Here is a 15,515-nt window from a genome sequence, read left to right on the forward strand (position 1 = left end):
ATGACTACACAGTGCAATGACACGGAGTAAATGACAGCGCAGCGCAATGACGCGAAGCAAAATGACCAATCAGGGTTTATAGTTAACCGTAAGCTTGTTCAGCTTTTTAAGCGTTTCGATGAGATGTTGTTTATCGGCTTCGCTGATGTTGGCATCGAGGTAATTATTGAACTGGCGCACTATTACACGGGCCTGGTGCCGTTTTTCTTTACCTAACGCAGTAAGGTAAATTTTAACCGAACGCTTATCGCCCTCGTTGCTTTCTCGATATATCAGCCCGGTGGTTTCCAGCTGACTAAGCATGCGCGACAAGCTGGTTGATTTAAGCCCCAGCAAGGCAGCAGCCTGCGATACGGTAGTACCTTCCTTTTCGTCGATATTAATGAGCAGGTAACCTATTGATTGTGTAAAGCCAAACTCCGTCACCAACTGGTTATAACGGTTAGCCATGGTTTGCCACACTATCTTTATAAAATAGTCAATAGTTTCCTGGTGTTTTACATTATTATGCATGCATACCAAACGTAAGAAATGCTTATTGATTACGCAAATTTAGTTGCAGTAGCACTGGCAGTAGCAGCGATAGTTGCAGCGTCACTAATAGTTGCAGTGACAGTAATAGTTGAGACTTCTTACTATAGGCTTCGATTATGCTTTTGGATATTTATCCTTCAACTAAAAATTGCTGCTGCTGCCTATTATACCTGCCACTAAAAACTGCTATTGCTACTAAAAACCCATCTTGGTATCATCCCCTCTCGGGTCGGCCCCGCCTTCGTAGTAGCCCCATTTGGTTTTGAGGATAGCATCAACACGGCCAATGGATTTGGCGGTTACAATCTTATATCCTTTGCTTTGTAGCTTACCAACTGTAGTACTGTCAACACCGTCCTTTTCAATAGTTACTTCGTCGGGCAGCCACTGGCTGTGGAAACGTTTTGAAGCAACGGCCTGCTGCATGCTCTGATTAAATTCAATTACATTGAGTATGGTTTGGAAAACAGAAGTAATAATAGTTGAACCGCCGGGGGTTCCTACTACCATAAACAGTTTACCGCCCTTTTCAACAATGGTGGGTGTCATGGATGATAACATCCGCTTGCCAGGCTGGATGCTGTTAGCCTTGCCGCCAACCAACCCGTACATGTTTGGCACACCGGGCTTGGAACTAAAATCATCCATTTCATTATTCAGCAAAAAGCCTGCCCCTCCAACAAAGATCTTTGAGCCAAAACTATCATTCAATGTGGTGGTAACAGATACCGCGTTGCCCTCTCTGTCCACAATGGAATAATGCGTGGTTTGGTCGCTTTCATAACCAACAAATGAGCCTGGTTGAATACTGGCACTTGGCGTAGCAGCGCCCCAGTTAAAGCTTTTCATGCGCGATGTAATATAAGCCGCCTGGAGCAGGCTATCAACCGGTACTTTATAAAAGTCCGGGTCGCCAAGATATTTGGAACGGTCTGCGTATACCCGGCGCTCGGCTTCCACAATAAGCCTGATGGTAGAATCCTGATTGTAGCCCCATCTTTTCAGCGGATAAGGCTCAACCGATTTCAGCAATTGCAACAAAGCAATCCCCCCGCTTGAAGGCGGCGGCATGGTAATAATCTTGTAATCCTTGTATTTACCAACAAGTGCATCACGCCAAACAGCATGATAGTTTTTGAGATCGGCTTTTGTGATTAGGCCATTACCAAGTTTCATTTCATCAACAATCAAATCCGCAACAGGCCCGTCATAAAAACCGTCACGGCCTTTATCCCGGATCTGTTCAAATGTTTTGGCCAGATCTTCCTGTATCAATAAATCGCCTTCCTTCCATTCCCCTTCCTTTACCAAATAATTTTTACCTGGATTTAATTTTTTAAATTGTTGGGCGGTACGGTTAAGGTCGCTGGCCAAATGTTTGGTTATTTTAAAACCATTGCGGGCAAGTTTAATGGCCGGTTCAATCAAATCGGCCCATTTCAGTTTGCCGTACTTATGATGAGCCTCAATCATTCCATCAACTGATCCCGGCACGCCCGATGCTTTGTGAGTGTACAAACTCATATTGGGGATTACATTACCGGCCGAATCAAGATACATATTAACATTAGCTGCACCCGGGCCCTTTTCCCTAAAATCGAGTGTGCTTGTTTTACCGTTACCTGCACGGTAAACCATGAAACCGCCACCACCTATGTTCCCGGCTTCGGGCAAAGTGACTGCCAAAGCAAATTGCACCGCTACCGCGGCATCAACTGCATTACCTCCTCGCTTCAATATATCAAGCCCCACCTGTGCGGCATCGGGATATGCGCAAACTACCATTCCGTTACGGTACTGACCGCTGTTATTGAGCCCGAGCTGCCCCGGTGCACATCCCGACAAAACAAAAAATATTACAGATAAAAACAGGATCTGGCATTTCGGATTATTTATTTTAAGGCGATTTATAGTCATTACAGCAATTTAATTTTCACTAAAATAACTCATTTGGATACTTAATTTAACAATTCGGAGCCATTCTTTTCTATTGAAAACCAATTCAATACCAATCAAAGCACGATGTTTTTTAAGCACCAATAGCATAAAAAAGCAATTCTGACGTTTATTTGCATGAAATAAAAAAGCTCAAAATTGAGCTAAACAAGCTGGTCACTTTTTTGTTACAGCTACATTATTGTCAATCATTAAATTCATCTGCATGAAAAAACTAACGTACCTTTTATTATTTTCCGTATCCTTTTTATTGATCAGCAAAAACTCACAGGCCCAAGACTATAAAACAGCAGTAGGTTTAAAATTTGGCGCATACGAGGTTGGCCCCTCTGTTAAATACTTTATGGATAAGGGCACCGCGCTTGAAGGCATCCTGGGTATCCGCGATCACGGCGTAGTATTAACCGGCTTGTATGAATTAAACCAACAAGCTTTTAATGTTGATAAACTGAGCTTTTATTATGGCTTCGGCGGTCACCTTGGTTCGGTAGGCAATGGCTACTACAAACGTTTTGGCGGCGACGACGAATACTACAACGGCAAACACATCCTGATAGGTGCCGATGCTGTTATCGGTTTGGAATATGTTATCCCTTCGGCGCCAATTGCAATCAGCCTTGACCTTAATCCGCGACTTGAACTGGCAAGAGGGCCATTTTTCGATATCGCACCCGGACTGGGATTGAAGTATACCTTCTAAAAAATAAAAGAGATTATCATCACCTGCCTAACGGGTGATGATAACTTTTTGCGAATAGACCTTCTGTCCAAGCAATACCCTAAGCACATATACCCCAGGCGTTTGCCTGCTCACATTCAAAATAGTGCTGTAATTACCCTGATCAATATTTTGCTGCCCACCCTGGTAAACCGCTTCACCTAAAGCATTAATGAGGGATAATTTCATGGTGGTGGCTTCTTTGGCCGCAAATACCACGTTTAAATCAGTACTTACCGGTACCGGGAACACGCTCAACCCAATTTCATTTTTATTTCCGGCCTTGCCTTCGTGTGCGTAAACATAATTATCTGATTGAGCCAGGCAGCCATTGGCCAGTGTAACCTGCACCTGGTATTTTCCACTTTGTACAGGGTTGTAAGTTGCAGCGGTGGCCCCGCTTATTACATTGCCATTTAACAGCCACTGGTTACCATCGGTAAAGTTTGAGTTAAGCGTGTTATTGGTTTGGCTAATAAGCGGCTTGCTCAACGTTACCGCCTTACGTGCGGCCGATGCGCAGCCCAGGCTTTGCACCTTCATGTCGTAAAAATAATAGTAGTACCCTTTGTAGGCGGTAGTATCGCCATTGGTTGCAGTGGCGCTGTTACCGGTAATGCTAAATATATTACCAATCTTAAACGGATAACCTGTTACCCCTCCGTTATTACGATATATGGTAGCTTGATCAGCAAAATCAACCGAAATCTGGTAATTGCCGGCACCTGGTAACGACAGGTTTAAATCATACACCTGTCCCTGATCGTTAGGGTCATCGGGCTGTGCGCCTGCCAGGGGGGTGGTACGGGTTGCAACAGCATTTATGGTAACCGACGATACAATTTGCCCGTTAGCATTAGATACATTAAATGTTATTTTACCCGAATTACCGATGTAAAGACGCGCGCTCTTAATCAATACCGGTACCTTAGTGTTTACGGTTACATAAGGGGTAAACTGGTTGTATCCCCCAGCCGTAAATACACTTTTAGTGGCAGGACCGATTGTTCCGCTAAAATCATTTACGCCTGCATAGTAAGTGTTATTAACCGGCGCCTGGGTTATTAACGCTTCGCTGCCTGCCGCTATCGGCAATTCATCAGTTGCATTCTGATACCATAGTACAGTACCGTCACCGGTGCCAAATAACTCGTATTGATTGGTAGTGGTACAATAATAAGCACTCAGATCGCCAATAGTTGCCGGCGAATTAATGGTGATATTGGCTGTAACCGAATTATTGCTACTAACCGGATCGCCGGTGAGTTTACTGGTAGCGGTAATAGTATAGGATGCCCCTGCAACCGCATTAAACTCCTGGCTAAAGGTAAAGTTATCCTCGGCCAATGCGGGCAATGATGCCTTGTAGATCTCGTTGTAAGTAGTTGTAACATTATTGGCATTGGTAATGGTAACTGTTACCGGGATATTGTTTATGGCCGCGTTGCCAAAATTTTTAAGCCTCACCGTAACAGGTGTACTCTCCGAGCACGAACCACTGCTACCAGGGCTAACAATGGAAATAACGCCCGCGTCAATACTGGTTTGCAGAAATTGCACCCGGTAATCCTGGGTTTCGCCTTTGGTATAGCTGCCGCAAGCTTTAATGCTTGATGCATCGCCGGTTTCAGTAAGCACAACCCGCATGAGGCTATAAGCCCCGGCAGTTACTGTTCCCGGCACGGTAATGTTGGTATTATAGGTACCGGTTCCATTAATGATCCCGGTTGTTGCTGCCAGTTCATTATCTTCAAACACACCGTTAGCATTCCAGTCTATAAACACTTTTGCAGCTTTATTAAAATTGTTGCCGCAAGTACCAAGGGTGATGCTCAAAGGATACGTTTTAGCCTGCTCAAGCTGTACGGTAAGGTTGGTATAGTCCGAATAGCCTGTGCAGCCTGCAGCCGCGGTATTATCAATATTAGCGAGTTTTAAATTATCAACCTTTGAGTCGGCATTTGAGAGCGGAGCCGAAGCGCAGTAAGCAGTTCCCCCAACCCCGGTAACAATAAGCGAGTATGCCTGCGACCCGGATGACAAGCTTCCTTTATGCGATACCGTAATAGTATAAGCCCTGCCGGGAACCGAGTTAGGGATATATACCTGTTCAATATTATCCCTGATATTGTCCCCTTTAGTTGCAGCAAATCCAGGCTTATTAGGGTCAAGCACCCAGGGGGTAAAAGTTGTTGTACCGTCGCTCACCCTGATATCGAGGTCATTCACCAATTTAGGAGTTCGGCTGTTGATTACGCCTTCGGTGGTTGGCGTACCTTGCAGATCGGTCCATGATATGGTTGCGGCCAGTAAGCGGTTACCGGATGCTATTACGTTATAGGTTTGTGTTTGTCCCTGTGTAAGCGTTTTTTCGCTTACTATGCTTTTACCACCATTATTGGTTATGGCTTGTGCAGCCTCGGTCATGTTAAGCAATCCCCAGCCATAAATATAATCAGGCCCCACATTACCGGCATCAAAGGCAGTATGGCAAACCAACCCTTTCAATGTGGCCGACCGCATAAATGTTCCTCCATTTTGTTTAGCATAGTATTCCTGCAGCAAATAAAGCGAGCCCGTAACATTAGGGGCAGCCATTGAGGTACCTGATAAAGTAGCGTATGAGGTAGTGTTATCAACCCCTACCGAAAGTACGTTAACACCATCGCCCACAATATCGGGTTTGATACGGCCATCATCCGTTGGCCCCCAGCTGCTAAAAGGTGCGATGGCTACATCGCTCCGGTTTTTTGGCCCATACAACAGCGGGTAAACTGCACCTACAGTAAGTATGTTTTTGGCATTGCCGCTGGTGCTGATAATATCATAACTATCATTATTGCTGATCCCGGCAGGGCGGGCGCCTTTGTTCACAAAAGTTTGATCGGTTTTACTTTTGTAACCATAGTAGGTTTCGCCTACCGCGGGGCCGTTACTTGTGCGCTCGTTACCTGCCGATTCAACAATGAGGTAATATGGGGCAGTATAAGCTATCTTATCCCAGTTGGCTGTTTTTGAGTCGTAGAAGCCAAAGTTATAATCTACCGTGTCGCCTGGTAAACCATTCCATTCCCAGCGGCCGGCCGAATCATTATAATCCCATCCCGTTACTACCCCGTATGAGTGATTGGAAAGTAGAAGATTGGCAGCAGCGGCACTCATGGTGGTTTCATCATTATTAAAATCGTATGACTGAAGCGTAGTTGCTCCAAACGACATGCCCTTAGCCGGTGCATAAATACCTTTGGCAATCATGGTACCTGCCACGTGTGATGAATGGTCATTTACCGGTTCGGTTGTTTTTAGTGTGATGGTTTTGCCTGCAAATTCCTGGTGGGCTTTGTAAACCGCGCCGCCATCCCATATGGCCAGTTTATTGGTTAAAAAGTCTGATGAGCCGGATAAATTTAAGCCCAACGAACCGCCGGGCTGCAGGGTATTAGTACCTGTGGTGGCTGCCGCGGTTGTATTGTTATGCGTAATAAGATATATAGGGAACCCTAATTTATTAACTCCCTGTAAGGTAACCAGGTTGCCGTTTTTTGTACGGCGGGATAATGTCCATCCATGCGTGGACGCTAATGACACTGCCTTGTCGTGAGATGCTTTATAGCTTGTGAGCGATTGCTGTGAAATATCGTTAAGCTGAAGCCTGTTCTTTTCGCTGATCAATGGCTGTTGAGCCATAGCGTCGCTTACTGCAAACAACAGCAAAAAGCAAAAGGAAGCAATTGTGTAAAGTTTGATCATTGGTTTGAAAGATAGGCAATTTTAAGAAAAATCAACCTCAACTAAAACAAAACAACCAACGCTTTACAATATTCGTAAACTTGACAATTAAAGAGTGAAATTTTAGCTGTTACGACAGGTATTTACCCACAATAGGCATCCTGCGGCCCATACCAAATGCTTTTGGCGATACCCTTAAAATAGGTGGCGTTTGATAACGCTTATGCTCGGCCGAATTAGTAAGCTTGATAACCCGGCGAACGGTTGCCTCGTCATACCCCATCCTGATAATCTCGGCCGATGAGCAGCGGTTTTCTATATACTCGGCCAGGATCTTGTCAAGTACATCGTATTCGGGCAGCGAATCGGTATCTTTTTGATCGGGCCTTAGTTCGGCCGATGGCGGTTTAACGATGGAATTAATTGGTATGATCTCCTTATCGCGATTAATGTATCGCGCAAGCTCAAAAACCTGGGTTTTGTAAACGTCGCCAATAACAGAGATACCGCCGCACATATCTCCATATAAAGTACCATAACCTACAGCGGCTTCGCTTTTGTTACTGGTGTTCAGCAAAATATACCCGAACTTATTGCACATCGCCATTAATAAAACAGCCCTGCTGCGCGACTGGATATTCTCCTCCGCGATATTAAAAGGCAAACCATCAAACTGCGGATTTAACGCTGTTTCAAAGGCCTCTGTAATGCTTTTAATGGGCACTATTTCGTGTTTGCAACCAAGGTTATCAACCAAATCCTGAGCATCTTTTAATGAATGATCTGTTGAAAAGCGTGAAGGCAGTAATACAGCCATCACATTTTGCGGCCCCAGCGCCTCTGCAGCCAAAGCACATACCACAGCCGAATCAATACCGCCCGACAAACCTAAAATTGCTTGTTTAAAGCCCGATTTATAAAAATAATCACGGATGCCAAGTATAACGGCCTGATGGATCTGCTCGATATCGCCCGGACGCTCGGTTTTTATCGTTGTTGGATGATCAAAGCTTAGCGTGTTATCTTCAGTTAAGGTATAATAAGCCATGCTTTCCTCAAAATAAGGCATCTCATCAATTAGCTTACCTGTATTATCAAACACCAACGAACCTCCGTCAAATATCAGTTCCGTTTGGGCGCCAACGTGATTAACATACAACAAAGGCAACTTATACCGGCTGGCGTTATCACTCAATATCTCAATACGCTCCTCATCATGGTTATAAGCGAACGGTGACGCCGCTATATTGATCATTAGGTGCGGGTTTTGATGAATGAGGGTATCCATCGGCCGGGTAACGTATAGCGGGTTTTCAATGGTATTCCACAGATCCTCACAAATGGTGAGTGCTATACGCTTGCCTTTAAACTCAATACAATTAAACTCGGTTGAAGGCTCGAAGTAACGGTATTCGTCAAATACATCGTAATTAGGCAGCAAGGCTTTGTTTACCACTGCTTTCACCTCGCCGTTCTCAATAAAATAAGCAGAATTGCTCAGATCTTTACCCTCTGTTTTATGGTTGGGTGTTGGCAAGCCTATGATGCAAGCTATATCAACACATACTTCAGCTATCTTTTTAGCAGCTTCATCGCACAGGCCTATAAATTCATCAAACTCTAAAAAATCGCGCGAAGGATAACCGCAAACACATAGCTCGGCAAATACAACCAGGTCGGCCCCGTTATTTTTCGCCTTGATAATATGATCAATGATTTTATTGGTATTCGATTCAAAATTACCTACGTGATAGTTGAGCTGGGCTAACGCGATTTTCATAGTATATGTATATTTAGTCTTAAGCCGCAAGTCTTTAGTCCAAAGTCAAAAAATGCGACTTTCAACTTAGGGCTACCGACTATTGACTTAACAATAGTAGCAACATTAATGCAAATAAATTTACTTTTGCCTTAAAAGATAAAGATGAACCCTACCCGGTATATAGCAAAGCAAATTTACTTAATTTTTTCCATCGGCCTGATATTAAGCAGTTGTACCCGCAACAAAAAAATTGATGTAAGCAATATCAACGTTAATGTTAAAATTGAACGGTTTGATCATGATTTTGATGCTATGCGCAATAAGCCTATGACATTGCAGGCCGCATACCTGCAAAAACAATACGGCAATTTTTACCCCGATTTTATCGAACGCATTTTACAGGTTGGCAGTACTAAGGATACCACGTATTTTAAAGCACTTCGCCAGGTGTTCACGGGCAAAGCCTATAACGACCTCAAGCACGATGCTGATGCTGCATTCCCTAATATGGATCAGCAGAATGCCGGCCTTACCGAAGCCTTTAAATACATTAAATATTATTACCCTCAAAAACCGCTCCCGGGGGTATATGCTTATATTTCCGGTTTCCAGGCACAAACTACCATTGGCGATGGCTATTTCGGCATCGGGATAGATCTGTTTTTGGGTGCGGATTCACGTTTTTATCCTTCGCTTACCAATGCTTTTCCGCATTATCTTTCCAGGTGGTTTACCCCGGATAATATTACGCCCCGCGTTGTTGAAGGTATAGCACGTGAGGACATGTTTCCAGAAGATGACAATGACAAAGCACTCTTGAATAAAATGATCTATAACGGCAAGATCATGTACTTTATGGACAAGATACTGCCCGATGTGGCTGATAGCACCAAGATCCGGTACACTACCGAACAACTAAAATGGTGCCATGAATTTGAAAGTAAAATCTGGGGATACTTTTTAGAACAAAACCTGCTGTACGAAACTGATTATCAAAAAATCCAAAAATATCTTACAGAAGCCCCCTTCACTCCCGGCCTTGGCGAAAAGAATGAATCGGCACCGAAACTTGCTGTGTGGACGGGCTGGCAGATAGTAAGGAAATATATGGATAAGCACCCTGATGTAACGCTACCCCAGCTGATGGCCGATAAAGATGCCCAAAAGCTCCTGAACGAATCGGGGTATCACCCCAAATAAAAGGCACAAAAAAAAGCGCTTTCATTTGAAAACGCTTTTTTTATATCATTTCCCTGTTATAGGTTTATTACTTCATAATTGCGAAAACGCATTTCAAAGCGATCAGGATACCAATGATCAAAATAATATTTGATATAGAAGTAAACATGAAGCCTGTGTTGGCATCGCCGGCAAAACGCAGGAACACGCCTACTATACCGATAACAATAGCTACAGTTAATAATTTGTAATGACCTTCTGCGTTAGCATTTTCCATTGATTCCATGGTACCGATTTTTAATGTTTGCGCAAAAATAGAAATGTTTACCGAAAAAGCGACAAAGTTTTTATGATTTTATGCCGCCGGCAAACCAGGTTGGGTGTTTACAAGTACTGGACGAAGTTACGCTATCGCTAAACTTCGTCCTAAAATGAGTTAAGCTTTCAGCTTAACTTAATAACAGGCAACAATCCATCTTCATCCAAATAATAATCCTTAGCACTGCTGTATGGATATTTTGGCGGATAATCCACCGCACCAGATTCAACCGGGTTATTATGCAGATAATCCAATCTCTGTGTCAGCATCTGATGTGTCGATAGTTCTATAGGATGATTATTCTGTTGCCAAAATTGGTATTGTTCGTTATTAGCATTTCGCTTTCCGGCGCGTTCAAACATCCACAACAGCCATTCCCGTCTGCTCTCTTGAATATTTTCTGCAATGGCTTTTAAAATTGTTTTAGAAGTATGCCTTTTTAAATCACGAAGAATATCTGACAAGTTGCCTTTCTCGGTACTAATAATCAAATGCACATGGCTCGACATAATACACCAGGCATATAATTCCAAACCTTTGTTTTCAATGCAATATCTAAGACTATCAACTATGATGTCACAATAAATTCGCCTTACAAAAACATCAATCCAATTTACTGTGGCAAAGCTTACAAAATAAAGTTGGTCATGTTCGTGAAAAACGTATTTACGGCCCATTGATACGAATATATAGGTTTAGGTTGTTAGTTTCGCAAGCAGGATGCTTGCTTCATTTTAGGTCGAAGTTACGCTATCGCTAAACTTCGACCAGTTTTCGGCTAAACTTCGACCAGTTTTCGAGACATCCTTTCTAAAATGGATTGTAACCCTTAAGCACAATCTTAACACTCGATTCTATATATTCTGAAAGCGTCGAACCGAGCTCATGAATCCAAGGATCTTTATCCAATAAAGCCTGATATACAAATGGATCGTCATCTTCATCCAAATAAACAAATAGAAACTTCTCTCCATAATTATACACATCAATTATAAAGAAGGGCCGGGTTATGCTAAGATTTCGATCATCATCGATCAACCAACTACGCGCTTCTTGCTGCATATCTTCTAAAGAATCAAATGCACCGTATTCCAAAACATAACAGCTTTCACCAGCTATCGATAATAACTCCTTTAATGAAGATGGAAAATCCCGCCCGTTATTGTATGAACTTTCAAGACTCTTAATTTCAGCATTCGAAAGAGGTTCGTTTCTCAAGAAGTATTCAGAACCCTGCGCTCTTACAATAGGATTTCTATTCAAAAGCTTTAAATATTTTATCCTCATTTTCTTTATCCATTTGTGGCCTTAATAAAGGTCAAAATTTAGTAATAAAATAGTAATCCACATCCAACAAAAAAGGCTCTCCTCCCGGAAAGCCTTTTCTATATAAAAGTATTTTAAACTTAGTTACCGCCTGAAAGGGCTGCCGCACCACTCACGATCTCGGTAAGCTCGGTAGTGATGGCTGCCTGACGGGCCTGGTTGTATGAAAGTTTCAATGATTTCAAAAGCTCGCCGGCATTTTCGGTCGCTTTATCCATTGCTGTCATACGGGCACCGTGTTCAGATGCATTTGAATCCAACACCGCACGGTAAAGTTGAATCTTGATATTTTTAGGGATCAATTGCTCAACAATTTCCTGTTGTGATGGCTCAAGGATGTAATCAACATTAGCTGCTTTTACTTCCTCTTTCTTCTCGGCCTTTGGCACTGGTAATAACTGTTCAGTGATCAGGTATTGTACCGCAGCATTGCGGAAATGGTTATACACCAGCTCCACACGGTCGTAATCGCCGTTAACAAAGCCCTGCATAATAGCTTCGGTAATTTTTGAAGCGTTCTCGAAGTTAAGGTCCGAGTACAGGTCGTTGTTGTTACCAATTACGTTATACTTACGCCTTTGATAAAACTCCTGTGCTTTTTTACCGATGGCAACGATAGATACGTTACCGGCAGCAAGTTGCTTAGGATATTTTTCGGCAATAAGGTTATTGGCAGTTTTAATAACGTTAGTATTGAAAGCACCGGCCAAACCACGGTTTGATGATACCACAACTACCAATACACGTACCGGCTCACGCTCCTGAAGGTAAGGAGAAGTGTTATCCTCCAAACTTGCAGATAAGTTAGCCAGCAGGTCCTTCAACTTACTTGCGTAAGGACGCAGCTGAATAATAGCGTTGGTAGCACGTTTCAACTTAGCAGCCGAAACCATTTTCATAGCCTTGGTGATCTGCTGGGTTGATGATACAGATTTGATCCTGTTTCTTACTTCTTTTAAATTAGCCATTCTTTATTGAGATGTGAGATTTGAGATATGAGATTTGAGATAGCCTCACATCTGCACTTTCAATCTGTTTATCTAATTTATATAAAGATGGCAGATGTGGAAGAGACCAGTCTCATATCTCACATCTAACATCTCCAATCTAAAAATTAATACCTTGCTGACAATTCTTTAGCTACTGTTTCCAGTACGCCGGTAAGCTGGTCGTCAAATTTACCCGCTTTAAGGGCTGCTAAAACTTCAGGGTGACGAACTTCCAACTGATCGGTAAATTCGGTTTCGAACTCCCTTACTTTATTTACCGGTACGTTACGCATTAAGTTTTTAGTACCAAGGTAAATGATAGCAACTTGTTTTTCTACAGTTACCGGAGAGTACTGACCTTGTTTCAGGATCTCTACGTTACGGATACCTTTATCCAACACGTTTTTGGTTGAAGCATCAAGGTCAGATCCGAATTTTGAGAAAGCCTCAAGCTCACGGAACTGAGCCTGGTCAAGTTTCAAAGTACCGGCAACTTTCTTCATTGATTTGATCTGCGCGTTACCACCTACACGTGATACAGAGATACCTACGTTGATAGCCGGACGAACACCTGCGTTGAACAAGTTAGATTCAAGGAAGATCTGACCGTCGGTGATAGAGATTACGTTGGTTGGGATGTATGCAGATACGTCACCAGCTTGTGTTTCAATGATTGGAAGAGCTGTTAATGAACCACCACCTTTAACGATGCCTTTGATAGACTCAGGAAGGTCGTTCATTTGCTGCGCGATAGAATCATTTGAGTTGATTTTAGCGGCACGCTCTAATAAACGGCTGTGCAGGTAAAATACGTCACCCGGATAAGCCTCACGGCCCGGTGGACGACGTAACAACAATGAAACCTCACGGTAAGCAACAGCTTGTTTTGACAAGTCATCATAGATGATCAAAGCCGGACGGCCTGTATCACGGAAGTACTCGCCGATAGCTGCACCTGCAAACGGAGCAAAGAACTGCATGGTAGCAGAGTCTGAAGCGTTAGCAGCAACTACGATTGAGTAAGGCATAGCGCCGTTCTCTTCAAGCGTACGAACGATGTTAGCAACAGTTGATGCTTTTTGTCCGCAAGCTACATATATACAGATTACAGGTTTACCTGCATCATAAAATTCTTTTTGGTTGATGATGGTATCTATACAAACCGCAGTTTTACCTGTTTGACGGTCACCGATAACCAACTCACGCTGGCCACGACCGATAGGGATCATCGCATCGATAGCTTTGATACCGGTTTGTAATGGCTCGGTTACCGGCTGACGATAGATTACACCTGGCGCTTTACGCTCAAGCGGCATCTCGTAAGTTTGACCGGTGATTGGGCCTTTACCATCAATAGGGGCACCTAAGGTATCAACAACACGGCCAAGCATGCCTTCGCCTACGTTGATTGATGCAATCCTGTTGGTACGTTTAACGGTATCACCTTCTTTAATATCGTCAGATTTACCTAACAATACCACACCCACGTTATCTTCTTCAAGGTTAAGTACGATGCCTTGCAATCCTGTGCCAAACTCAACCAACTCACCCGACTGTACTTTAGTTAATCCATAAACGCGTGCGATACCGTCACCCACCTGGAGTACAGTACCCACTTCTTCTAATTCAGATTCTGACTTGAAGCCGGCCAACTGCTGACGCAAAATTGCTGATACTTCGTCTGGTCTTACCTCTACCATTGTTTAAAATTTATTTAGAGTTTTACTTTTAATACTTACTATTATGCCTTTACAGCAAATTCCTTTTTCATTTTCCTCAGGCTTGCGGCAATACTGGTATCAACCTGCCTGTCACCTATAGTTAACACAAAACCGCCTATCAAAGCCGGGTCAACTTTAGTTTCCAGCACTACTGTACCGCCAACTGATTGTTGCAATTCGGCAACCAATGTCTTCTTATTAGCTTCAGAAAGCGCAGTAGCTGATGTTACCTTAGCTTTGGTGATATGGTTTTTAACATTGTACAGGTTAATGTACTCGCCGGCGGTAAAATATAATACTTCGCCGCGGCCTTTGTTAACCATCAGCTTAAAGAAAGCGATAGTAGTTTTGCTAACCTTATTTAAAAATATCTCGTCAAGGATCTTGATCTTTTTTGAATGAGATATAATAGGATTAGCCAATACTGCTACCAGTTCGGGGCTGCCCTTCAGGGTTTTTAAGAAAAGGTCCATATCGGCTTTGACCTCTGCAACAATTCCTTGTTCCTGTGCAAGATCAATGATCGATTTGGCGTACCTGGTTGCTACCGTGATTTCTGACATGTTTTTTTATTTCGGATTTCGAATTTTCGATTTCGGAATTTTCAATTTGAATTTCGGTTTTTAATTGGTCAGCGAGTACGGGAATAAATCCGAAATCCCACGTCCCAAATCCGAAATTTTATAACTTCACTTCTTTCAATAATTGGCTAACCAATTCGTCTTGTTGCTGCTGATCTTCAAATTGCTTGCGAAGGATCTTCTCAGCAATCTCTAAAGATAAAGTAGCTACCTGGTTTTTAACATCAGCCAAAGCGATAGCTTTTTGGTTGTTAATTTCAACACGGGCAAGCTCAATCATACGTGCACCTTCTTTGTGTGCAGCCTCTTTAGCATCAGATACGATCTGCTCTTTCGCTTTACGTGCTTCAGACAGGATCAGGTCGCGCTCGGCCCGGGCTTGTTTAATCAATGATTCGTTTTCATTGGTTAAACGGCTCATTTCCTCTTTGGCAGCTTCTGCTTTCAATAACGCATCTTCAATTGAACGCTCACGATCGCCAATGGCGGCCATGATCGGTTTCCAGGCAAATGCCCTCAGTAAAATAAGTAAGAATAAAAAGGTTACGGATGTCCATACAACCAAACCCCAATCAGGCATTACTAAATCCATCTTTTATATTATTGTTGTGACTATAGTTCTAATTAACATTATTCATTCAAGTAAAAACCGGTGTGTAACCAACCGTTACACCACCCGGTTTTTATTTTTTTCGGGTAAA

The 15,515-nt window shown here is 43.0% G+C and carries 13 protein-coding genes; 2 read left to right on the forward strand and 11 right to left on the reverse strand.

Annotation, left to right across the window (positions count from 1 at the left end; genetic code table 11):
- Positions 1 to 69: 69 nt before the first annotated feature.
- On the reverse strand, positions 70 to 513 hold the full coding sequence (locus tag FHW88_RS10430) for a MarR family winged helix-turn-helix transcriptional regulator (protein WP_090530294.1): 444 nt from the start codon (positions 511 to 513) through the stop codon (positions 70 to 72).
- A gap of 216 nt (positions 514 to 729) precedes the next feature.
- Positions 730 to 2,451 (reverse strand): gamma-glutamyltransferase, encoded by a 1,722-nt coding sequence (gene ggt / locus FHW88_RS10435; RefSeq protein ID WP_176625285.1) that lies wholly within the window; start codon positions 2,449 to 2,451, stop codon positions 730 to 732.
- A gap of 244 nt (positions 2,452 to 2,695) precedes the next feature.
- Between ggt and FHW88_RS10440 the strand changes: the two genes are divergently transcribed.
- On the forward strand, positions 2,696 to 3,190 hold the full coding sequence (locus FHW88_RS10440; protein ID WP_090530302.1) for a hypothetical protein: 495 nt from the start codon (positions 2,696 to 2,698) through the stop codon (positions 3,188 to 3,190).
- A gap of 27 nt (positions 3,191 to 3,217) precedes the next feature.
- On the opposite strand, the gene FHW88_RS10445 is transcribed toward FHW88_RS10440, so the two are convergent.
- Both FHW88_RS10445 and FHW88_RS10450 read right to left on the reverse strand, forming a co-directional pair.
- Positions 3,218 to 6,958, reverse strand: coding sequence for a S8 family serine peptidase (locus FHW88_RS10445; RefSeq protein WP_176625288.1), 3,741 nt, complete (start codon positions 6,956 to 6,958; stop codon positions 3,218 to 3,220).
- Positions 6,959 to 7,067: 109 nt separating this feature from the next.
- A complete protein-coding gene (locus FHW88_RS10450) occupies positions 7,068 to 8,717 on the reverse strand; it encodes an NAD+ synthase (RefSeq protein ID WP_176625289.1) in 1,650 nt (549 codons plus the stop codon).
- 144 nt (positions 8,718 to 8,861) lie between these two features.
- On the opposite strand from FHW88_RS10450, the gene gldB reads away from it, so the two are divergent.
- The gene (gldB, locus tag FHW88_RS10455; RefSeq protein WP_176625290.1) at positions 8,862 to 9,899 is read left to right on the forward strand and encodes a gliding motility lipoprotein GldB; all 1,038 of its coding nucleotides are present in this window, start codon (positions 8,862 to 8,864) and stop codon (positions 9,897 to 9,899) included.
- Between the two features lie 67 nt (positions 9,900 to 9,966).
- Here gldB and FHW88_RS10460 read toward each other — a convergent pair whose 3' ends face one another.
- The 7 genes from FHW88_RS10460 to atpF form a co-directional block, all read right to left on the reverse strand.
- Complete coding sequence (locus tag FHW88_RS10460) at positions 9,967 to 10,164, reverse strand: hypothetical protein (protein WP_090530314.1); 198 nt, start codon at positions 10,162 to 10,164, stop codon at positions 9,967 to 9,969.
- 158 nt (positions 10,165 to 10,322) lie between these two features.
- Positions 10,323 to 10,874 carry an REP-associated tyrosine transposase gene (locus FHW88_RS10465; RefSeq protein WP_176625291.1) on the reverse strand — a complete coding sequence of 184 codons (552 nt, stop codon included), beginning with the start codon at positions 10,872 to 10,874 and terminating at the stop codon, positions 10,323 to 10,325.
- A gap of 133 nt (positions 10,875 to 11,007) precedes the next feature.
- Positions 11,008 to 11,484, reverse strand: a complete 477-nt coding sequence (locus tag FHW88_RS10470) for an SMI1/KNR4 family protein (RefSeq protein WP_176625292.1) — start codon at positions 11,482 to 11,484, stop codon at positions 11,008 to 11,010.
- Between the two features lie 119 nt (positions 11,485 to 11,603).
- Positions 11,604 to 12,491, reverse strand: a complete 888-nt coding sequence (atpG, locus tag FHW88_RS10475) for an ATP synthase F1 subunit gamma (RefSeq protein WP_090530320.1) — start codon at positions 12,489 to 12,491, stop codon at positions 11,604 to 11,606.
- Positions 12,492 to 12,637: 146 nt separating this feature from the next.
- Positions 12,638 to 14,212, reverse strand: a complete 1,575-nt coding sequence (atpA, locus tag FHW88_RS10480) for a F0F1 ATP synthase subunit alpha (RefSeq protein ID WP_112653231.1) — start codon at positions 14,210 to 14,212, stop codon at positions 12,638 to 12,640.
- A 41-nt stretch (positions 14,213 to 14,253) separates the two neighbouring features.
- Positions 14,254 to 14,796 carry an ATP synthase F1 subunit delta gene (gene atpH / locus FHW88_RS10485; RefSeq protein ID WP_090530328.1) on the reverse strand — a complete coding sequence of 181 codons (543 nt, stop codon included), beginning with the start codon at positions 14,794 to 14,796 and terminating at the stop codon, positions 14,254 to 14,256.
- Positions 14,797 to 14,914: 118 nt separating this feature from the next.
- A complete protein-coding gene (atpF, locus tag FHW88_RS10490) occupies positions 14,915 to 15,406 on the reverse strand; it encodes a F0F1 ATP synthase subunit B (protein ID WP_176625293.1) in 492 nt (163 codons plus the stop codon).
- Between the last annotated feature and the right edge of the window lie 109 nt (positions 15,407 to 15,515).

The sequence above is a fragment of the Mucilaginibacter sp. SG538B genome (genome assembly GCF_013376065.1).
GTDB classification, from domain to species: Bacteria; Bacteroidota; Bacteroidia; order Sphingobacteriales; family Sphingobacteriaceae; genus Mucilaginibacter; species Mucilaginibacter rubeus.

Bases quoted from the DNA above. Each gene is read 5' to 3' on its own strand.
- FHW88_RS10430 (WP_090530294.1), bottom strand. From the start codon at position 513: ATGCATAATAATGTAAAACACCAGGAAACTATTGACTATTTTATAAAG.
- ggt (WP_176625285.1), bottom strand. From the start codon at position 2,451: ATGACTATAAATCGCCTTAAAATAAATAATCCGAAATGCCAGATCCTG.
- FHW88_RS10440 (WP_090530302.1), top strand. From the start codon at position 2,696: ATGAAAAAACTAACGTACCTTTTATTATTTTCCGTATCCTTTTTATTG.
- FHW88_RS10445 (WP_176625288.1), bottom strand. From the start codon at position 6,958: ATGATCAAACTTTACACAATTGCTTCCTTTTGCTTTTTGCTGTTGTTT.
- FHW88_RS10450 (WP_176625289.1), bottom strand. From the start codon at position 8,717: ATGAAAATCGCGTTAGCCCAGCTCAACTATCACGTAGGTAATTTTGAA.
- gldB (WP_176625290.1), top strand. From the start codon at position 8,862: ATGAACCCTACCCGGTATATAGCAAAGCAAATTTACTTAATTTTTTCC.
- FHW88_RS10460 (WP_090530314.1), bottom strand. From the start codon at position 10,164: ATGGAATCAATGGAAAATGCTAACGCAGAAGGTCATTACAAATTATTA.
- FHW88_RS10465 (WP_176625291.1), bottom strand. From the start codon at position 10,874: ATGGGCCGTAAATACGTTTTTCACGAACATGACCAACTTTATTTTGTA.
- FHW88_RS10470 (WP_176625292.1), bottom strand. From the start codon at position 11,484: ATGAGGATAAAATATTTAAAGCTTTTGAATAGAAATCCTATTGTAAGA.
- atpG (WP_090530320.1), bottom strand. From the start codon at position 12,491: ATGGCTAATTTAAAAGAAGTAAGAAACAGGATCAAATCTGTATCATCA.
- atpA (WP_112653231.1), bottom strand. From the start codon at position 14,212: ATGGTAGAGGTAAGACCAGACGAAGTATCAGCAATTTTGCGTCAGCAG.
- atpH (WP_090530328.1), bottom strand. From the start codon at position 14,796: ATGTCAGAAATCACGGTAGCAACCAGGTACGCCAAATCGATCATTGAT.
- atpF (WP_176625293.1), bottom strand. From the start codon at position 15,406: ATGGATTTAGTAATGCCTGATTGGGGTTTGGTTGTATGGACATCCGTA.